Source organism: Terriglobia bacterium (genome assembly GCA_020073085.1).
Taxonomy (GTDB): domain Bacteria; phylum Acidobacteriota; class Terriglobia; order JAIQFV01; family JAIQFV01; genus JAIQFV01.
This window is the reverse complement of sequence record JAIQFV010000005.1, coordinates 168,944-189,739: the sequence shown is the minus strand read 5'-3', so window position 1 is coordinate 189,739 and position 20,796 is coordinate 168,944. Positions and strand designations below refer to the sequence as shown.

The window sequence follows — 20,796 nt, the reverse complement described above, 5'->3', positions numbered from 1 at the left end:
TTTCAATTTCACCCCTATCCGACTTTGCCCAATGCCAAGGTCTTTTGGTCCTTAGAGGCAGCAGGGGTGAACTTGCAAAAAAAAACCGGTCGAAGAGCAGATTCTGCTCTCCGACCGGTGAGGAACTCGCTAACTTACTGCCGGATCAGGGTCAACGCTGAGGTCGCTCTCCCTCCGATGTTGGAGGTGACGATGATAGGCGTTGCCGGTGGCACGGCGGGCTCAGGTGCGCCCACCAGGGTCATGGTGTAGAGACCACCACCGGTGTTTGTCATGATGTTGCTCCCGGCCCCCAGAGTCAAGGGGTTGAAGGTAGCTCCCGAGGTCGTGACGTAAGGCTGCAAGGTCAGGATGATGTTCGGGCTGATGACTGACGATGAAGCGGTGAGGTCCAACCTCTGCTTCGAGATCCGGTAGACCGCTGACGTGATGATGACAGCGTCCGGAGCTGGGTTCACAGTCACTGAGGTTGACCCGGCTGAGGAGCTGACGCCTGCAGAGTTCGTCGCAATCACCTGGAACTGTAGGACCGTGCTGGTGGTCGTACCCACCGGCAGCGTGAGTGTGAAGCTAATGGTCGCGCCGCTGAATGGGTTCGGGTTGATTACGACCGGTGCCGCAGGTGCCGTCTGGAGCCAGCTGAAGGTGCAGGCCAGTCCAAGCGGATCAGTGCAAGTGGCCGTCAAGGTCACCAGCGTTCCGGAAATCACTGTCTGGGGCGCTGGAACGCTGACCGTAGGAGCCGCTGCTGCGTCGACCGTGACCGTCACGGAGGCTGAAGAGGATCCAGCGCTGTTCGTCACCGTCAAGGTGAAGTTCAACACTGTCGTCACTCCGACAACGGGTGCCGTAAAGGTCGGATTGGCTGTATTCGCGCCGGTGAGGACCACCTGGGTAGCATCCGCCGGATTTTGGGCCCAAGCGAATGTCAAAGGGGCCGTCCCGGTGGCGCTGCCGTTGAGTGTCACGGCCGCACCAGAAGCCACTGTCTGAGCGAGACCGGCGTTGGCAACTGGAGGCGTCACGGCCCCTGCGCAATTCGCAAGCGAGGGAGCCGCAGCACCGGGCCAAGGACTGAGCTGCCCGCCAAGCACTCCCGTGGTGGACGAATAACCGCCACAGGCCAGGAACGGGATCGCCTCAAAGTTGTTCGGAACGATCGGGCTTCCAGGGATGTTTTCCGGGAAGATCAACTCGGTGATGGGGGCGTGGTACTGCCCGGCAATGAGTCCGTTCGCATAGGTGGTGGTCTGCCCGGGAACCCATGCGCCTTCGATTACAGCACGCATCTCACGCGTCGCCGGCAGGAAGACACCCAACGCATTCATGACGCACTGCTTGTCAGGTTTTGTTGGAACGGTCCCAAAAGGTGCGCACGGAGGACGAAAGCGCCAACGGCCCAGAACTGCGCCCGCGGGCGGACCCGGATCGACGCCGATGGTACCCCAATCGCGATCACTGGGGGCCCCAGTGGAGGCGTTATAATCGATTCCATAGAGGTGGATCTGCCGGCTGAAGTCGGTGGTCATCCCTTCAAACCGGGTTCGGATCACGGCCTCAGCAGCGCCAAGGACCGTCAAGCCGCCAGTACCGAGAATGAAGGTATCGGTCATCACGTACGCGGGAGCGGTTCCCGCGGCGGTGAAGATGGCGACGTTGCTGGTGATGGTGTGAGCAGAGATGTAGGTGCCTGCGGCGCCATTAGCTGGCCATGGGCCCGCAGTGGGAGCCGCCGCGTTGTCGGTAACGAGCGTTCCCGCGAAGGTGATGTAGTCACCCACTTCGAAGGGCGCCTGGATGTTTGGATCCGGCATCGGCGTCACTCCGGGGGCAGCTACTGGAGCATTCGTGAAGAACTTGCCAACATAAGCACCCGTCAGATCCTTCGGGCGCTGGCCCTCGGGGCACAGAGCATCGGGTGCCGCCCCGGCTGGATCGGTGCGCGGCAAGCAGGCAGGGTAGCCGGTCCCGCTCATAACCGTGGGGTTATCGGGGTCAAGCGTGAAGCGTTGATCCGGGGTATTTGCCCGACCGAACTTTCCCGTCGGGTCGTTGAGTCGTACCCGTGCGCCGGAGCAGAGGGGGTTCGATGCGGCAGTACCACCCTGTGCGCAGTTCGCGTCGTTGATGACTCCACCCACGCGCATTTCACCCAAGGTATAGTCGATGAAATTGATGAACCCCGCCCCTGAGTTCAGGGTCTGCTGGGAGATGTAGATGAGCCCGGCAATGTAGGTGTCACCCACGCGGTTGCCCACCGCCTCGACTTCATACTGGGTGAGAGGCGTTGGAACGTCGGCCATCGCCAAGCCCGTCGATACGTTCGTGTAAGGGGCTGGCGACTGAGCAAAGAGCTCCTGCCACGTGAGCTGGTTGGCAGGAAGGACCACAATCGTTTCCCGCGGTACGGTAATCACGTGGCCATTGACTTTCAGCTGGCCACCCGAGTGCGCATCACCGGGGGTCGTCAACGTCGCTTCCTGGAGGAAGCCGGTCACGTCGAACTGTGTCGGTGAAATCGGACCCTGGGCCACGATGGTCCCGGTCCACGCCAACACAGCAAGAAGCAGGAACGCCACGGCAAATGACGCCCACTGCCCTTTGCGGCTGGTTAGGTTTTCTGAAGCGGTTATCTTTCTTTTGTTCATGTTTTTCTCCTTGGCGCCGATACTACAGAGCGTCATTGGTTATTGTTGTTTTTGTTCTAGTTAAAAAATTCCAGGTCTCGCGTCTTTCCACGCACCCCCCTTGCTTGAAGTAGTCCTGCTTTCGCGCTCGCTGTAATTTCCAGCAGACTTGGAAACTGCAAGACGGAGCGTGCGCGGATTTGACTCATCTCCATGAAATAACCAACAGCATCCTCTGAAGTTTCGTCTATCAAGAATCATCGATCCCTCAAATGAGTCCAGATTCACCGAAATTGCCTGCATAGAAGAACACAGTTCCATCCACACGAACAAACCTAAGAGCAAATGTGATGCCAACGTAAGCTATTAATACAATCATATTAAATACAATAACTTACAAACAAATAACACTTCGATTTGGACGAGAACACATATGAGTAATGAATCACTTTTACGATATTGTGTTTCAAATTGATACTATGTATCGATTTTGAAATATTAAACTTCGATGTGGAATTGGGGAGGATTAAATGCTATGGGAGGCGCTCAGAATCAACGACGTGGGCTCAACGAATGGCCAAGGCGTGGTTGACCAGTTGGATGAGTTGATTCGGAGAGAATGGTTTGGGAAGGACATCGACCGCGCCCCCGTTTCTTGCCTTGGTCAGAACCTCAGGGGTGCTATGGGAGGTAATGATGATGACGCGGTTTTGCGGATCCTTCCCACGGATCCAGCGGAGGACATCAAAGCCAGACATATCCGGAAGACGGAGATCGGTGATCGTCAAATCAAATCGTGCCCGCTGACCTTCTTCAATCCCATCGCGGCCGGTCATGGCGCCCACCGCGTCATAGCCGTTGTCATTCAAGATCAGTTTGACAGCGTCCACAACGCTTGGCTCATCATCGATGATGAGGATTTTGATTTTCTCTGCCACGGGCTACTCCATCTTCATCTTACCTTTGGGCAACGTCTGAACCGAATACTGCGTGGCGAAAGAGGCAAGTCTACGGCCGGGAATAGCACGACACCGCGACCAAACCCAGATCACTTGCGCAATCGACTCCACATGTACTCTGGAACCGGACACTTGTCTCAGAGTATAAACTCCGGCCCGAGGTTGTACCCTCCCCCTGGCATTGCGGGGGGATTCCCGGAGGACTCGGCGGCGAGTACAAGGTCCTTCAACAAGGCAGTAGTACCAGCAACTCATGCACCACTAATGCAATAAGTTGCATGCAAATAGTGGAAATACTGGATTGGTAAGGTGAATTGAAGCAAAGAACCCGCCAAGCAATTGTTTCTGCACACTGGGTTGGCTGGAATCGGCGCAACAATATTTATCGAGGGACGACCTTAGGGTTCGCTAAAAGGATAGAAAGAAAATGAATATGGGATCACAAGCTGTTTTTTTATGAAACACACACAACATTGTGTTCTATTATGAAACAGCGCGTTTTCCTTTAATCCCATAGCTTCGCAGCTTGCGATACAGGGTGGGGCGATGGAGGTTCAATATTTCAGCGGTCTTCTTTACATTACCTCCCGTTCGTTCGAGTGTTTGTTCAATCACGTCTCGCTCGATCTCTTCCAGGGTCATATAAGGAAGCACGTCGCATCGGAAGCGACTGCTCCGGGCGGCCTGGATGTGTTCGGGCAGGTTTTGCGGCTCAAGGTGTTCACCCTGGCAAAAGAGGACGGAATGCTCCACGACACTCTCCAGTTCCCGGACATTGCCGGGCCAAGGATATCGTGCCAGCAGCGCAAAGGTCGGCTGTGCGATCCCCACGATATGTTTGTTATACTTCTTGCTGTATCGTTCCAGGAAACGCTCAGCGAGAAGGACCAGGTCATCGAGCCGTTCTCGCAGGGGAGGGACCTTAATCTTGATCGTGCTGATGCGGTAATAGAGATCTTCCCTCAACTCCCCCTGTTGGATGGCTTGCAGGGTGTCGCGGTTGGTGGCAGAAATCAACTTGAAATCCACATCCACTTCCTGTTCATCCCCGACGCGGCGGAGTTTTCGTTGCTGCAAGACCCGAAGCAGTTTGGTCTGAAGGTGCACCGGCATTTCGGCAATCTCGTCCAGCAGCAGCGTCCCGCCGGAGGCGGTTTCCATCAATCCCCGTTTATCGCGGTCCGCGCCGGTGAAAGCTCCCTTTTTGTAGCCGAACAATTCCGACTCGATCAGGTCACGCGGGATGGCGGCGCAGTTAATGCACACAAAGGGCCGGTCGGCGCGGGTTCCCTGAAGATGAAAGGCCCGGGCGATGAGTTCCTTTCCTGTCCCGCTTTCTCCTTCGATCAGCACCGAAGCATCCGCCGCCGCGGTGGCGCGGATGGTGTCATAAATCTGGCGCATCTTGGGACTGCGTCCGATGATCCCAAAGGCCTCGTCCTCGCTTGTCAGCACCCGTTTGAGAGTTTGATTCTCGCGACGAAAGGCGGCGGCCTCCAGGGCCCGCTGAGCCAGCATGACCACCTGGTCGGGGACGAAGGGCTTCTCAATGTAGTAATAGGCCCCCTTCTTGATCGCTTCGATGGTGACGTCGAGAGAGCCATGGGCCGTCATCAGGATGACTTCCGTGTCCGGAGTATCGCTCTTAATCTGTCCGAGCAGGTCAATCCCGGAGGCATCCGGGAGCTTGAGATCGGTGAACACCAGGTCGAATGGGCGGCCGTTAAGGATGGTCGTGGCCTGGCCGACGCTTTCCGCCGTTTTGACCTCGTATCCGCGCTCCCCCAAAATCACCTTCATCGCCCCGCTGATACTGCTTTCGTCGTCTACGACGAGAATCCTCTCATTGGCTCGCATGGGTATATTACTCCTCGACTGGCAATGTAATCTCCGTTTGAGTACCCTCTCCCAGCCGGCTCTTGAGCTGGATGGTCCCCCCGTGTTCTTCGATCACCTTCCTGGCGTACGGCATCCCCAGACCGAGCCCTTTGTTCTTGGTCGTATAGAAGGGTTCAAAGACGTTCTTCGCTTGCTCTTCACTCATCCCGCATCCCGTATCCGAAATGGTCAAAGTCAGTTGTCTATTCGATCGCGTCGTCGTCACATGGAGTCGGCCGCCGTCCGGCATCGCTTGAATGGCGTTGACCATGAGATTCACCACGGCGGAACGGATCGAAGTCTCATCCAGCATACCGCCCGCATCGGGGCCGGCGAGGCTCAGATCCTTCTCAATCTTGTTGGCGACCATCTGGGACTCAAGCATGTGGAAGGCTTCGTTGACGACGCCATTGAGATCGACCGGTTGGCGCACCAGTTTGACCGGTCGGGCAAAGTCCAGGACCTTTTCCACCGTATCCGAGAGGTGGTCAATACTGAGGACGATCTTCTCCACCAATTCCATTTCGGCCGGACCCAGTTGTCCGGCCACCTTGTTCTTCAGGTGGAGGGAATAGAGTTTCAGGCCGGCGAGAGGATTCTTGACTTCGTGTGCGACCTGGGCTGCCACCCGGCCAAGGGCGGCAATCTTCTCGTTGTGGGCCAGCCGGGCCTGCATTCGCCGCAGTTCCTCTTCCTTTTCCCGTTCCACGGTCAGATCCTTGATGATGCCCAAATATCCGAGCAGAGGCCCGTCGGCTTTCCGAAGAGGTGTCATGGCCACGGAGGCGACAAAGCAACTGCCGTCGGCCCGGGCCAACCGGATCTCCACCACGTGGCGTCCCGTGGCGACGGCCTCCTCCCCGCACTTCAGCAAGGGCTTGTCCTCCGGCCCGAACTTCGCGTCCGCCACGATCTCCCTGACCTCTTTCCCCAAGGCCTGCTCGGCAAGATACCCGAACATGAGCTCCGCTCCCCGGTTGAAAAGAGTAAAGCGGTCGTCGGTATCGATGGCAATAATGGCGTATTCAGTGGAGCTTTCGAGCACCGTGTTCAGGAAATTGTGGGCCTCCGCGAGCTCGCGCGTGCGATCGGCGACCAGGCCCTCGAGATGTTCGGCATGCCGCCGGATCTCTTCCTCGAGCCGGCGCTTTTCGTCCGTCAGCCGCTTTTTTTCGAACGCCCGGGAAACCGCATTGATGAGCGCGTTTTTCACCACCGGCTTGGCCATGAAATCGTAGGCGCCCTCGCGGACGATCTCGGGAACCCGCGATAAGTCAGGATCTGCGGTGATCATGATGACGGGCAGATCCGGATCCCGACGGTGAGCCTCTTTCAGCAACTCAATCCCGCTCTTGCGCGGCAGGATGATGTCAAAGACCGCCACATCGAGTGAGGCGGCCGCTTCCAAATGGGCCACGGCGCTGTCAAAGTCCGAGGCCGTGAGGACCTCATAGCCTGCCCGGGTCAGGAATTCCGCCATCGTCCAACGCACGTTGGGCTCATCGTCCACCAACAAGACTCTAGGCATATTCCTCCTCCCTCGATGTGGCAGCAGGAAGCTCGACCCTGAACCGCGTAAAAGCCCCTTCTTCGCTCTCCACGGTGATCGTCCCGCCATAGGTGCGGATAATGCCGAAACTCAGGCTCAACCCCAGTCCGGTCCCCCCGCTGTCGCGCCGCGTGGTGAAGAACGGATCGAACACCTTGTCGAGGTTCTGCCGGGGGATTCCGACTCCGTTGTCGAAGAACTCGATGCGAACGACCGTGCCGTCTCCCCGCTCCAACGCCTGAGCGGTGATGCGAAACACCTTGTTATCGGTAGATTTCGCCCTTAAGGCATGGCGGGCATTGGTGATCATGTTGACAATGACCTGGCGGAGCAAAGACCCGCTCGCCATGACCGGCGGGATATCTTCCCCCACATCGATTTCCACGGAAATTCCATCCGTATCCAATTGGCGGCCGAACAACGACATGGAGTTCTTAATGGTCTCAGAGATATTGACCCGGGCCACCTCCTGTGAATCGCGCCGTGCGAAGGCCAGCAGGTCCCGGACAATCTTGGCGATGCGCCCCCCCTCATCAATGACCCCATCGATGACCTGCCGCTCAATTTCGCTCCTCGCCAGGCCGGCATCCTTGAGCAACTGGCCGAAGTTGATGATGGAATTCAGCGGATTCCCGATCTCATGCGCTACCCCGGCCGAGAGTTCTCCGATGGAAGCTAATTTGGAGGACTGGAACAGTTGGCGCTGCATTTCTTCTTTTTCCGCCTCGAGCTGCTTCCGCTCCGTGATATCGCGCACGATCGACAGAATGAGGGGTTGCCCGCGATAGTCAAACAAATGGAGATTGATTTCAACGGGGAATCTCCTGCCCCCCGCAGCCACCTGCACACTCTCGAAAAGGAGGTGTTTCTCCGACAGGATTCTCTGCATTAAGGATTGGACGACTCCGCGGAACTCATCCGGATAGATGTCGGTTGGCGTCCGTTTCAGAAGTTCCTCTCTCGTGTACCCGAGGCTCTGGCAGGCGACATCGTTGACCTCGATGAACCGGTCCATCCGGCCGTCCGGGGTCAGCGTATTGACAAACACTCCATCGTTGGCACTGGTGAACAGCATGCGATAGCGCTCTTCACTCTCCCGCACGGCCTCTTCCGCCTTCATTCGCTCGGTCACATCGTTGGCGAGTACAATCTCCGCCGGCCTGCCCGCGAAGGTCAGCGTGTGCGAGCTGATTTCCACGTAGATGACGGTTCCCTCGTTCTTTCGGTGACGCCAGACGGGCGCGATTTCACGTCCCTCGCGGAGGGCGGAACCCCCGTCCAGGACCACCGGAGCCCCATTGGACGGGAGGATGTCCTTGATGGTCATGTTGAGGAATTCATCGCGCGAATATCCGTAGTGACGGACCGCTGCTTCGTTCACGTCCAGGAAGGCAAAGGTCTCCAGGTCGTAGACCCACATGGGAAGCGGATTGCTCTTGAACATCAAACGGTAGCGCTTCTCTGAATCCCGCAGCGATTCTTCGGCCTGCTTCCGCTCCGTAATGTCTTTCCCGGTGGAAACAAAGTGCGTCGTATTCCCCTTGCCATCTTTCAACGGCGTGATCGTCTTTTCTTCGTAATAAAGTTCCCCGTTCCTTTTCTGATTGATCAAAACACCACGGAAGGGCTGACCCGAGAGGATCGTCACCCAAAGATTCCGATAAAACTCCTGCTCATGCTTCCCCGACTTGAGGATCCGGAACGTCTTGCCCACCACCTCCGGCATGGTGTAGCCGGTCAACTTCTCAAAGGCCGGGTTGATGTACTCGATGACCCCTTCCTTATTGGTAATGGCGACGGTATCGGCGGTCTGCTCCACGGCACTGGAGAGTTTGCTCAGCGCTTCCTTCGCCCGCTTGGTCTCGGTGATATCCTGGATGTCGCTGATGACGAGGAGCCCATCTTCGGTGAACATGGGCGTGAGGTTAATCTCGACCGGAAACTCGCTCCCGTCCTTCCGTCGGGCGGAAAGAATCAGCCCCGAACCCATGGGGCGGATACGGGGCGCCGAGAGGTAACCTGCCCGGTGTTCCATATGCGGGTAACGGAATTGCTCCGGCATGAGGATCTCCACAGGCTGGTCGAACAACTCGTCTTTGCGATAGCCGAACATCTTCTCCGTTTGAGCGTTGATAAGAACAATCTTTCCGTCATTTCGGGAAATCACGATCCCGTCCGGAGAGGATTCGAGCAGTCCGGAGAACTTCGCCTCCGCCCGCTTGCGCTCGGAGAGGTCGCGGATGATGAGAACCACGAGCTTCTCTTCTTCCATCGACGGCTTGCTAAACGACACCATGACCGGCAGGGTCTCCCCCCCCGCTTTCTGCATGGTGAGCTCGCCCTCGCCCGAATCGATCCGGTCCAACAGCGCAATAAACGCATCGGAGGCCGCCCGGTCCCCGTTTCCCCGCACCAGACCCCGAATGTCTTTGCCAAGAAGTGCCTGAGGCTGATATCCCAGGATCTCACCAAACCGGTTGTTGACTTCCACGAGCCGGTGATCGGTCGCAGTCACTACCCCGATGCCATCATTGGCATGCTCAAACAAGGTCCGGTACCGGACCTCACTGGCCTGCAATTTGCGTTGCTGGCGGTTGACGAGGCGGAGCAACAGGGTAACCACGATGACATCGACAGCGGTGGAGATGAAGAAATGCTCGGTGCGCTGCTCAATTCGATATTGCCGATCTGTGCCGGTATAGTGAGCTTCAACCCAGGTGTAAAAGGGTAGACGGAGCCATTGCTCCCAAGTGAGAATAACCAGCCACGTGAGGATGATGGTCAGAACCGTGAACGTGAGGATAAGCTTGAGGTTAAGGGTCTGTTTCTTCATGGCTACCCTCCATGTGGAACCCTCTTTTTATCGAATTGCAGTTTTCGGATTTAGGCCGAAGTATACAACGGATCTGAGAGCGAGTTCGTCGGAGGTCGATGAAGCGATTTCACACCAGCTTCAGCGTGTACTCCCTTGAAACGTTGTCTGACCTATATCCTTCACTTGGCATGGATTGGGTTCTCTCTGTTGAATTCCGCACCATAAAGCCCGGCAAACGGAGAGAGAGTTGCCACCGAGCAGAGCCTCCCGCCCAGCTTGTGAAATAGTATACTTTCGTTCCTTCCCTCAGAGCAAGCCCTATTTGTAATGTTTTGGAACATCGCCTCGAGCCTCTGTGAGGGGCAGAAAAAATCACTTGACAACACTTTATCCATTCTGAGTCACCATTCTTCAAAACTCTTCCTTACGTAAGACGGAAAAAAATAACGGAATTCAAAGCCACCTCAATGGAGATGAATTTTCGTCTTGCCCTAATTCTTGTTGGTATGGCAACCCAAGCTCACGATCAATGGTCGTATCCAACCTGAAATCGTTCGAACTCCAGAATGTGTTTCATCCTGAGCGCTGGCTGTCTGAAATGTTCGAATCACAACCCGGTTGTATCAATACACAACAAGGGACGAAACTAACGTCGAATTGTTACAAAATTGTTTCGGGTTCTTGAATCGCTTGAATCCTTCCCATAGAATCTATGGGTGCACATCGTCCTCGTTGAGCCGCAGATTCCCCAGAACACCGGAAACATCGCCCGTTTGTGCGCCATCACGCAGAGTGAACTTCATCTGGTCAAACCCCTGGGCTTTGAGACCACCAATTACTATTTGAGGCGCGCCGGCTTGGACTACTGGGACAAGGTGCGCCCTGTATTCCATGATTCGTTTGAGTCGTTCTGGAAAGACCATCAAGCGGATCGGTGCTGGTTTGCCAGCACCAAGGCCACGACCTTTTATACGCAGGCTCGCTTTCAAGAAGGTGACTACCTGATTTTTGGAAACGAAACACACGGCTTGCCGGAACCCTTTATCTTCTCGCACCCGCAGATGGGACTCACTATCCCCATGTGGAACGACACTCGAAGTCTGAACTTGTCCAATGCCGTGGCGATTATTCTTTACGAGGCCCTGCGTCAGGTAAAAGGATTTTAACGGTGAGCGGCGGACAGCCCCGGGACTCGCACAGAGGAGATTGATGGAGAGCTTCTTTGAGAAGGTGTATCGGGTGGTTCGCCTTATACCGCGCGGAAAGGTAGCCACCTATGGGCAGGTAGCGCGCCTGGCCGGAAAGCCTCATGCAGCACGCATGGTGGGATGGGCCATGAGCGCTTCATCATCGGCTCGACCGGTTCCGTGGCATCGTGTCGTGGGTGCCGGCGGCCGCCTGGTGATCAGCAAGGCGGTTCAATACTTTCAAATCCAGAAGAGATTATTACAACAGGAAGGAGTCGAATTCCGCGGGAACCGCATCGTGATGAGCCGTTCCCAATGGGAGCGAGGGCTCCGCAAAGTCTCCCCCCGCTCGTCCCGTTAAGCGGATGCCTACGAAGAGGTCCCTTTCTTGGGTTCTCCAAAAATCTTCAGCCAGTATTCCACTTCCCCGCCCGTGGATTCCACCTCATCTTTGCCCTGCTGAGACAAGAGCGCGTTGGCTGATTGAAGAAACTCCTCAGAGCGCATGGCCCGCACGCCGCTGGCGCGGGCGTATCCATACACCGCGCGATCACTTGAGACTACGATCCAGCCCGCCCGGTTCTTTAGAGAAGCGACCAGCTTTCGAATCCTTCCGTCAGCATCTGAATCCGCCCCGGCGTAAATAATCTTGATGGCATCAAAGGTGGAAGAGAGGGCGTGAGATCGATCCCCGTCGTGAGGAAACCCGTCGAACACCACAGTCACCTTGGTCCGTTTCAGCCTGGCAAAACGGTTGAGATACCGCACTACAGCGTCAGTCTCCCGAGAAGACGGCTGCTTAAACTGCCCTGATCTTCGTGATAAATTATACCCATCGACCAGATACGGCATGATGGAAAATCCAATCAAAAAGGGGCCGGACATTGCCCTGACGAATCACAGCAAGGACCCACGATTCATGAATCTGCGTCTAGCAAAGAGGAAATTCCATGGCGCCCGCGGGTAGGAGGAGGAGTGAAGGGGGAGCCACCTGGCCCCCGCTTTCCGTGAAGGGGACAGGAATGAACGCGGCTCCGTTCGAGCTTCCTATTTAACCTCCGCGATGACCCGCTCATAAAATGACACATATCGCGGGATCACTATGCTCGTGCAAAAATTGCCTTCAGCGCGCTCCCGCCCCTGCTTGCCAAGGCGCTCCGCCAAGGCGGGATCAGAGAGGATTTCAATGGCGCGACGGGCCATCATATCAATCTCCCGCGGCGGGATGAGAAACCCGTCGACACCGTCCCGGACAACCTCCAGCAGGCCTCCCACCTTGGACGCAATCACCGGGACCTCGCACGCCATGGCCTCCAGGGCCACCAGCCCAAAACTTTCGTTGTCGCTCGGCAATAACAATAGATCGGCGAGACCCATGTATTCGTTGATGGCCTCCTGCTTGCCCACAAAGTGGACCCGGTCGCGCAATTTCTTCATTCCCGCCAGGTATTCCGCTTCCGCCCGCTCGGGCCCATCCCCCACCATGAGCAGATGCGCCGGGATCTCCTTCTGAACCCGGTCGAAGATTTCCACGACATCCGTGATCCGCTTGACCGGCCGAAAGTTGGAGATGTGGATGAGCAACTTTTCATCATCCGGAGCAAACCTTCTCCGCAGCTCGCACGCACATTTCTTTGTAAACTCGGAACAATTCACAAAATTTGGAATCATCTCGATGGAATGTTCGACGCCAAATTCCTTGTAGGTCCGTTCCCGCAAGTGCTCCGAAATCGAGGTGACCCCGTCGCTCTGTTCTATGGAGAATCGGGTAATGGCCAGATAGGAGCGGTCGACTCCCACCAGTGAAATATCAGTCCCGTGCAGCGTCGTAATTACGGGCAACTTCCGGGGGGCGATCATCTGCTTCGCCAGGTAAGCACTGACGCTGTGAGGAATCGCGTAGTGCACGTGCAGCAAGTCGAGATTCTCGTCCAAGGTCACTTGAAGCATCTGGCTGGCCAGCGCCAGGGTATACGGGCGGTACTCAAACAGGGGATAGGCGGAAACTTCCACTTCATGAAAGAAGATCCGGGGGCTGGACAGATTCAGGCGAAACGGCAGCGCGTAACTCACAAAATGAACCTCATGGCCCCGATACGCCAGCTCTTTTCCCAGTTCGGTGGCCACCACCCCGCTGCCGCCATAGGTGGGATAACAGGTAATTCCAATTTTCATCTCCGCCTGCCTTTCTTCTGGACCGGGCCTTTAAAAAACGCGACTGGATCATCGATCCGCAGAACTTCCTTGGAATAGAAGGCCTCTCCGTACTTTGTCTGAATCAGGTTCCCGTAGTAGCGATGGTCCGCTTCGAGGCGGTCGAGGAAGTCGGGGGTCGAAAGGCGCGTTTCCAGTTCCTTGGACTGCGGATTGTAGATCTGAGAACGGTAGGCCCGGCACGCGCGCATGCGTGCTTCAAATTGGTCTGTGACATCCACCACCACGGTGGGCAGGACATGATCCGGCAGCATGAAATACAAGATCTTTTGGGGCCGGAATCGCGGTTGCCCGGTATCGATTTTCATCAATCCGGCTAAGAAGCAGGCATCCGTCACGATCTCGCTGGTGGCGCGATGATCGGGATGGGGGTCCTCCCAGTAGTGCGTGATCACAATCCGGGGCCGGAATCTCCGCAACGCGTCGATGACCTTGAGCCGGGAACCCGTGCCCACCGTCACGTGAGCATCCTCCATCGAGAGATTCTCACGCACGCTCAACTTGAGGATTCTCGCCGACGCCAGGGCCTCCCGAGCACGAATCTCCGGGGAACCGCGGGTTCCTCGTTCCCCCCGAGTCATGTCGACAATGCCCGTCTTGTACCCGCTCTGGGCCATCTTCAACAGCGTCCCGCCGGCCACTAGTTCAACATCATCGGGATGAGCTCCAAATGCGAGAAGATCAAGATTCAGTGTCATGTTCACCGGGCCTCATCATAGGATCAGCGCGTGATTTCGTTTGTAAAATTATGCAACTTGAGTTAAAAATCATCAAAAAACCGAGTGGCGCGGGAACGCTTCTTTACGTCCTTTGTATTGGAGGAGCGGGTTCGAGCTGCGAGAGCCAACCACGCAAAAGGACAGACCTCAGAGGAGCGTGCGTGATGACAAGCCATCAAAATCGTGAAATTCTCCGCAATTCCGTTTTACCCAGCGTGGACGCGAGAGCGGTCCTTCTGTTGGTCATCTGGCTGACATTCGGCCTCGTGACCACGGGACAGACCGGGGTCCCTCCGCGGGCAGGTCAGATTTTTCCGGAGCACACGCCTCGAGATGAATGGCAGAAACCCGTCGAGATCATCGAAGCGTTGGACCTTAAACCCGGAGATACGGTCGCCGACATCGGCGCGGGCGCCGGGTACTTCACCGGCTGGCTCTCGCAGGCGGTGGGTCCCCAAGGGCACGTGTTCGCCGTCGACATCAGCGAGGAGGCCATCCGGCTGCTGAGTGAAAAGATCGGGTTTTATCCCATCAAGAACATCAAACCTGTGCTCTGCACTGAATCGGACTTGAAACTCCCTCCCCAATCTCTGGATCTCGCCTTCCTCCTGAACACCTTCAGCGTCGTAAAAGATAAGGAGACCATGTTGGCCAACGTGATCATGGCCTTGAAAGATCGTGGTCGCCTCACCATCATCGACTGGAGTGCCGGGAAGAACGGTCCTCCCGGTCCACCCCGGGACGAACGATTGTCCGAAGAGCGGGTCATCAAATTGGCGGAACAAACCGGATTCCGTTTGGTGCACCGTCATGAGATGCTCCCCTCTCAGTATTTCCTGGAGTTCGCCAAGAACGGGCGGCGGCGGATAGCGGCCCTCAAATGAAGACGGACGCCCTTCGCCTCCGCAGCCTTGGCACCTCAGTCCAGCACTCTCGCCTAATCCGGACGAGCCGGAACCAAGCCCAGATTTTATTAGGAAGCCGGGAGATCGGTCATCAATGGATAGCCCGCCGCGGCGGGAGCATCAGGTTTTGTTCCGATTGAAGGTCTTTAACTTCCGGTATTCCTGGCCTGCTAATGATAAATTTTCCCTGCCCTTGCCCGCAAAATTCTTTTGATCGGCGATCAATCCTCCCTGCCCCCACGGGAGCCGGCGGAGTCCATTTGAAGCAGCACGTGCGAGTCAGGCAGCGGCTCGGTCGCCTCGAAAATCATCTTCAGAAACTCCCGCCCATAACGCGCCAGGAAGTAGCAGACATTCAGTTCGCGCTCCTGCAAATTCTTCCGCGGCCACAACAGATTCTCCAGCGCGACAATGTGTTGTACTATTTTTTCATTCCGCCGTTCTTCCGCGCGCAGGTATTTTGCCTTCAGATTGTTGATCTGGTATTCGATTTTCTGGTGTGCGGTCTCCAGCGCGCCGGCGAGTGTAGCCTCTGTCCCTTCAAGCGCCGGCTTCAACCGGGAAAGCCCCTCGGTCACGCCCGTCAGCAAGGACTCAAAGTGCTGTGAGACTTCGGAGGACACCGATCGCTCGAAGACTTCAGCCGTCAGCTTCTCAACTCCCAGGAACACCGATGAGAACTCCAGTCCATACTTGGCCAATAATCTTTGAGACTTCTCCGTCGACACGGTAAAACTGGCACGTGGAACCAGGACGGGCATCGGCCGTCCCCAGACCTGATAGAACCCGCCCAGTTGAGCCCAGTAGGACGTCTCCGAAGGACCTCCCACATAAGCGATGGTGGGAAGCAGGTGATCCTGAAGCAGAGGTCGGAGAGCCACGGACGCGGTGAATTTCTCCGGTTCCGTTCCGACAAGCGCACGCGCCTGCTCAATGGTCATTCGGTGATCATTCCCTTTCGGCCACACCTGATCGCCGTTCTGCAGCAACAGCCGGCGCGCCCCCCCTTCCGTATGAAAAACGAAGGTCGACTGCGGATCAAGCTTGATTTGAGGCTCAAAGCCGTACTCGGTGATCTCTCGGGTCCGCTGCGCCATGTGTTCTTGAAGGGCATTGCCATGCTGCAATGCCCATTCGAAAATTGGCCGCGAGAGTCCTGACAGGGCTTCATCCATCGGATCGAACAGTATCAGGCCGTATTCTCCGACCAGCTGTGCCATCATGCAAGCAAAGGCTTCGCTGAGGGTCTTCCCTTCATGATAGCACTGATCCACCAGGTTCATGACCAGATCCACGAACCCTGAATTGGCCGGGAATTGAGCTCGCAGCGCGTTCCGAAACTCGGAGAGGCCTGGTCCAAGGACGAGTTTCCCGACGGGCCGCCCCTCAGTCTGAGGGCCAAAGGTCAGCTTGAGGTCACTCACAGATTGGGATGTGCCATCGAGAAGGACCACATGATCCACTTCTTCAAGATCATGATCTGTCGTCTCCATCCAGAAGACGGGAACGCTGGGTATTCCCTGCCCCGCCAAATGCTGGGCGAGCCGGATGGTCGTCAATGCCTTGTACATATTAAAGCATGGGCCGGTCAGGAGCCCGACCTGCTGGCCCGTGACAACCGCAAAGCATCCGGGCCTGGAGAGGGCCTCCAGGTTCTGGCGCGTTCTTTCGCTCATCCCCCAACGTTCATTCTGCCGGATCAGTGTCTGGACGAGCGACTTCCGATGAGAATCGTCAAAGCGCAATGCCGCGGAAACCCGATGAAAGGAACCGGAATCGCGGAAATGGCCGGGAAAGAACCTCCTGGAGGCAGGGCCTTGTTCGAGGTAATCGACGAATAAGGGAGGAGTCTTGGGAATCAAGCGAAATGGGATTTTGTGATCGGGCTTCACCAATTCGCCCTCATCTCCTGGTAGAGCTCAGAAACTGCCTTGTAATCCGGACGGGAGAGAGCCCGGAGAGGTGATCGGGGACAACCCCCCTGGAATCCTGCCGCGCTGACCCCCGCCTTCAGGCCGGCAATTCCGAAGCGCACGGTTAAAGCGCGGGCGAGTCTCAAGAGGGCCCGCTGTTTCCTGGCGGCCAGGGTCATCCGTCCTGCCTTGAAATCCTCAAAAATCTCCACGCACTCACCGGGCGCCACATTGGCGACTGCCAGAATCCCGCCCACGGCGCCCGCCAAAAGAGAGGGCAAAAACGTCAACGCCGAACCCGTCACATTCTGAAATCGCTTGGGCGTGGATTCGATGATCTCCGCCAGGTAGGCCAGGTTGCCCGAGCTTTCTTTGAGTCCAATGATGTTCGACTTCCTCGACAACTCGGTCACTGCGCGCACCTCCAGCTGGATGCCCGTAAACTGGGGGATGGAATAAATCATGAGAGGGATCTTTGCGGCTCGAGCCAGCTCCGAATAATATTGCACCATGACCGCGGTGGTCATAGCCGGCTTGTAATAGAAAGGGGGAAGCACCAGCGCCGCGTCAGCCCCATTGGAAGCGGCGACCTGCGTGAGCTTCAAGGTTTCCTTCAAGGACGGCGCGCCTGTACCCACGAGCAGCACTTTGCCCTCAGGAATCTCCTTACGGGCTGTTTCGATGAGCTTGATTCGTTCGTCGAAATCGACGCTGCCGGCCTCCCCGCTCGAACCGAGGACCAGGTAGCCCCGCAACGAGTAAGCGCGGTAGGCCCTGAGATTACTTCGAAAAGCCCCCAGATCAAGACGACCCGAACGGTCGAATGGTGTCGTAAGCGGCGGGAAAACGCCGGCCAGATCAATTCTCATGGGCAATGCGGATATCCTGAAAAATAAGCTCCCCTCGAGTAGCGGGGCGCGAGGTAGTGTAAACGACTTCGGGGAAATTAGGGAATGAAAATCTCGGCTCGATTCTTTCCGAGTTCCTTGGCGCGTTGCAAGGCGGCTTCGGCGCATGCGACCAACACCAGCCCACTGTCGGCCTGGACAGGAAAATTGGCAATCCCAAGGCTCACCGTAAAGTGGGTGGTGGTGTGTCCGGCGGCAATGTCGCGCTCCATGACGTTGGTGCGAATCCGTTCGGCCACCTTGAGGGCGTCCTCGGTGGAGGTATCCGGGAGGATTACGGCAAATTCCTCTCCCCCGTATCGGGCCGGAACGTCATAGCGCCGCAAATAGGTTCGGATAATCTGACCCAGGACTACCAGCGCCTGGTCACCGACAATGTGCCCGTGCTGTTCATTGAACGCACGAAAGTCATCGATGTCGATCAAGACGAGAGACACTTGGGAAGAGAACCGCTGGGCGCGGGAGATCTCGCTCTGGAGGCGTTCGTGGAAGTTGGCGTGGTTGAAGACACCGGTCAGGGCATCTTTGAGCGCCATTTCACGGATGATCTTGAGCAGTTGATCAATCTGATTTTCACGCTCAGCAATCTCCCGGGCGTAATCTTCGGATGGATTTGCTTCTTTGGCCATAGTTTCACTCGAACAGTATATTAGACGCCAACCCTAACATAACCGTCAATGTTTACATCATTGTGACGACGTCTCTCTTCAAAGCGCCTTTGCCACGATCAAAGTCATGTCATCCTGAGGCTCGCCTGACCCCACCCAGTCCCCAACGGCCTCCAAAATGGCATCGAGAATCTCAACGGGAGCTTTCTCGATTGATCTTTCAACGACTTGAATGAGCCGGTGTTCTCCAAATTGCTCCTCGAAGGAATTCTCCGCCTCAGTAATCCCATCAGTATACGCTACCAAAACATCCTTGGGAGAAAATTTTACTTCCCCCTGCTGATATTTGGCTTCGTCGATCAATCCCAACACAGTCCCTCCCGCCTCCAGACGGCGAACCCCCTCGCGGTTGAAGACCAGCGGGGGAAGATGACCGGCGTTGGTATAGGTGAGTTGCCGCCGCCATTCATCATAGACCCCGTAGAAAAACGTCACATATTTTTCACTCGGGGAGTTCTGATACAACTGCTGGTTAAGCGACGACACGATTTCGGCGACAGAGTCCGACACACCAGGCATCGCAGCGCCCTTGGTAGAGGGCGCCGCTCCGCTGCTCGCCAAGGCCAGGGAACGATTCCCCAAGAAACTCGAATGGCTTCGCAAGGCGGCTTGTAGTGAAGCCATCAGGAGGGCGGCTGAGACCCCTTTCCCGCTGACATCACCCAGTGCCAGTCCGACCGACGCCGGCGGAATTAAGATATAGTCATAGTAGTCTCCGCTGACGATCCGGGCCGGATGGCACGCCCCAACCACTTCCAGGGTCTTCAGTCGGGGCGACTCGCGCGGGAAAAGCTGCTTTTGAACTTCTAGGGCGATGGCCAATTCACTCTCGAGCCGTTGCTTCTCGGCCTGTTCCTTCAACAGTCGTTCAATGGAAGCCGTCATGGAATTGAACGTCTCGCCCAGTGAACTGAGTTGATCCCGTGACCTGACCTGGATCCGGTGAGAAAAATCCCCCCGCATGATGTGCTTGGCACCAAGGTCAAGATTGTAAACGGCGCCGGTAATCGTCCGTGTCATCAGGAGCGAAGATAGAAGTGCCACGAACTCAATAATGAGGAAGAACACCGAGGCACCGACCAGCAACACCAGAATGATGTTCTCTCCTCCCGCAAAATCCTGAGTGAAAAATGGCCGCGCCAACCGCACCCAGGTCGACTCCAGGAGGTGCATCCAAGGTATCAATTCCAAGGAATTCCCGGTCTTCCAAACTCGCACGGTTGGAGGGAAGAAGAGAGAGTGGGTCCCAAAATCGTACCACGCCTGTCGACGAGTGTATTCTGAGGCCACACCCGGGTCCACCTGACGGATTTCCCGTTGTGCGTACACCTTGTCTCCGAAGGAGAACTTTAAGGAATTATTCCCCCGCCTCTCGCTGGCGGGGACCAACGCCATAATGCTGATGGAAATCTGAAAACGTTCGGAAAACCGTTTCAATATCACCGTATCGAGCGGAGCGCGCAGCAGAACATAACCTGGTGCCTGAGAGGTCCCTCCGGCAACCAGTGAAGTGAAATACAGCCGGGACTGATCCTCGAAAAGACCAGCCGTGTTGCCGGTCAGCCAGGAGGGTTTGACCACCTCGTCCTGACGTTCAGCCAGTTTTCCCCCCGCCAGTTCGAGCGCCATGTGCCTCGTCCCACCCTCCACATCAATCAAGACGCGTGAAAAATTGGCGCCGAGATCGGACAGCAATGGAGAGAGCTGCTTGCCCCAGGAGGTCGTGTCAGAACCACTGCTCGCCAGGGAGTCGAGCAAAGTTCCCGAGATGGCCCGGTTCGCCGTTTCCAGCTTGCCGGTCAGACGGTCGATTTCATTCAATTCATAGTAGCTGCTCAGCTGGCCAAAGAAGACATAGACCACGATCACCATGATGGAAAACAGGAGAATGACCGGCACCACCCCGACCAAAAGGTAAGTGACGACCAGGCGGCGGCGCAACCGCCACAGGAGCCTCCGGCTCGCCCATCGCATCAATTTGAAGAGGTAACGGACAACGACTATGAACAGGGCCAGGTTGGCAGCCGACATCATGAATTGGGGAGGTTTCAGGAAGAGTCCGACGACCCGAAGCAGGAGATAAACACCGATCACCCCCGTCGAGAACTTTGCGAACCGGGAAACCGGTCTCATCTGTCTGAGAAGTTCGGAAATAGGTCTCATGGCTCTCGACAAGAAATGACGCTTTGATCCCCCTAGGGCGTCCGTGAGCAAAGCGTGCATCGTAGGTCTACCAAGATCCCGCCTATTTTAACTCACGGGTATGCAAAACGATGCAAAATCCTCAGGGGCAGGCTATTCCATCACTGCCTCAAAACCAAGAGGGAAACCCATGTCCATTAAGTGACCGGGGGAGGATGGCTCCGTCTTCTAACGGCGACTCAAAGATAACAGCCAGCCCGTCGGCTGGCTTCTCTCTTGTGCTCGAAATTCACAACTCTCGGGGCGTGGACG

Annotated in this window: 15 protein-coding genes; 3 read left to right on the top strand and 12 right to left on the bottom strand. The window is 56.3% G+C overall.

Annotated elements, in window-relative coordinates:
• Positions 1-134 precede the first annotated feature (134 nt).
• From LAO21_07535 to LAO21_07515, 5 genes are all read right to left on the bottom strand, one after another.
• On the bottom strand, positions 135-2,648 hold the full coding sequence (locus LAO21_07535; GenBank protein MBZ5552556.1) for a hypothetical protein: 2,514 nt from the start codon (positions 2,646-2,648) through the stop codon (positions 135-137).
• A gap of 545 nt (positions 2,649-3,193) precedes the next feature.
• Complete coding sequence (locus LAO21_07530; protein MBZ5552555.1) at positions 3,194-3,565, bottom strand: response regulator; 372 nt, start codon at positions 3,563-3,565, stop codon at positions 3,194-3,196.
• A 504-nt stretch (positions 3,566-4,069) separates the two neighbouring features.
• On the bottom strand, positions 4,070-5,443 hold the full coding sequence (locus tag LAO21_07525) for a sigma-54 dependent transcriptional regulator (GenBank protein ID MBZ5552554.1): 1,374 nt from the start codon (positions 5,441-5,443) through the stop codon (positions 4,070-4,072).
• A gap of 7 nt (positions 5,444-5,450) precedes the next feature.
• Positions 5,451-6,992: a response regulator gene (locus LAO21_07520; GenBank protein MBZ5552553.1), complete on the bottom strand. Its 1,542-nt coding sequence runs from the start codon at positions 6,990-6,992 to the stop codon at positions 5,451-5,453.
• Entirely contained in the window at positions 6,985-9,846 is a 2,862-nt protein-coding gene (locus LAO21_07515) for a PAS domain S-box protein (protein MBZ5552552.1), read from the bottom strand. Before LAO21_07515 ends, LAO21_07520 begins: the two co-directional genes overlap by 8 nt.
• 698 nt (positions 9,847-10,544) lie before the next feature.
• Here LAO21_07515 and LAO21_07510 point away from each other — a divergent pair.
• The gene (locus LAO21_07510) at positions 10,545-10,994 is read left to right on the top strand and encodes a tRNA (cytidine(34)-2'-O)-methyltransferase (GenBank protein MBZ5552551.1); all 450 of its coding nucleotides are present in this window, start codon (positions 10,545-10,547) and stop codon (positions 10,992-10,994) included.
• A 40-nt stretch (positions 10,995-11,034) separates the two neighbouring features.
• Positions 11,035-11,376 carry an MGMT family protein gene (locus LAO21_07505; GenBank protein ID MBZ5552550.1) on the top strand — a complete coding sequence of 114 codons (342 nt, stop codon included), beginning with the start codon at positions 11,035-11,037 and terminating at the stop codon, positions 11,374-11,376.
• Positions 11,377-11,384: 8 nt separating this feature from the next.
• Here the strand turns inward: LAO21_07505 and LAO21_07500 are convergent, their stop codons facing one another.
• The 3 genes from LAO21_07500 to bshB1 all read right to left on the bottom strand — a co-directional run bounded on the left by LAO21_07500 (position 11,385) and on the right by bshB1 (position 13,927).
• Positions 11,385-11,867, bottom strand: coding sequence for an NYN domain-containing protein (locus tag LAO21_07500; protein MBZ5552549.1), 483 nt, complete (start codon positions 11,865-11,867; stop codon positions 11,385-11,387).
• Positions 11,868-12,062: 195 nt separating this feature from the next.
• Positions 12,063-13,190, bottom strand: coding sequence for an N-acetyl-alpha-D-glucosaminyl L-malate synthase BshA (bshA, locus tag LAO21_07495; protein MBZ5552548.1), 1,128 nt, complete (start codon positions 13,188-13,190; stop codon positions 12,063-12,065).
• Positions 13,187-13,927 carry a bacillithiol biosynthesis deacetylase BshB1 gene (gene bshB1 / locus LAO21_07490; protein MBZ5552547.1) on the bottom strand — a complete coding sequence of 247 codons (741 nt, stop codon included), beginning with the start codon at positions 13,925-13,927 and terminating at the stop codon, positions 13,187-13,189. The genes bshA and bshB1 overlap by 4 nt, the downstream gene beginning before the upstream one ends.
• 185 nt (positions 13,928-14,112) lie before the next feature.
• On the opposite strand from bshB1, the gene LAO21_07485 reads away from it, so the two are divergent.
• Positions 14,113-14,832: a methyltransferase domain-containing protein gene (locus LAO21_07485; protein ID MBZ5552546.1), complete on the top strand. Its 720-nt coding sequence runs from the start codon at positions 14,113-14,115 to the stop codon at positions 14,830-14,832.
• A gap of 242 nt (positions 14,833-15,074) precedes the next feature.
• On the opposite strand, the gene bshC is transcribed toward LAO21_07485, so the two are convergent.
• From bshC to LAO21_07465, 4 genes are all read right to left on the bottom strand, one after another.
• The gene (bshC, locus tag LAO21_07480; protein MBZ5552545.1) at positions 15,075-16,715 is read right to left on the bottom strand and encodes a bacillithiol biosynthesis cysteine-adding enzyme BshC; all 1,641 of its coding nucleotides are present in this window, start codon (positions 16,713-16,715) and stop codon (positions 15,075-15,077) included.
• A gap of 26 nt (positions 16,716-16,741) precedes the next feature.
• Positions 16,742-17,635: a dihydrodipicolinate synthase family protein gene (locus LAO21_07475; GenBank protein MBZ5552544.1), complete on the bottom strand. Its 894-nt coding sequence runs from the start codon at positions 17,633-17,635 to the stop codon at positions 16,742-16,744.
• A gap of 77 nt (positions 17,636-17,712) precedes the next feature.
• Complete coding sequence (locus LAO21_07470; protein MBZ5552543.1) at positions 17,713-18,303, bottom strand: GGDEF domain-containing protein; 591 nt, start codon at positions 18,301-18,303, stop codon at positions 17,713-17,715.
• A gap of 78 nt (positions 18,304-18,381) precedes the next feature.
• Positions 18,382-20,475 carry a SpoIIE family protein phosphatase gene (locus LAO21_07465; protein MBZ5552542.1) on the bottom strand — a complete coding sequence of 698 codons (2,094 nt, stop codon included), beginning with the start codon at positions 20,473-20,475 and terminating at the stop codon, positions 18,382-18,384.
• Between the last annotated feature and the right edge of the window lie 321 nt (positions 20,476-20,796).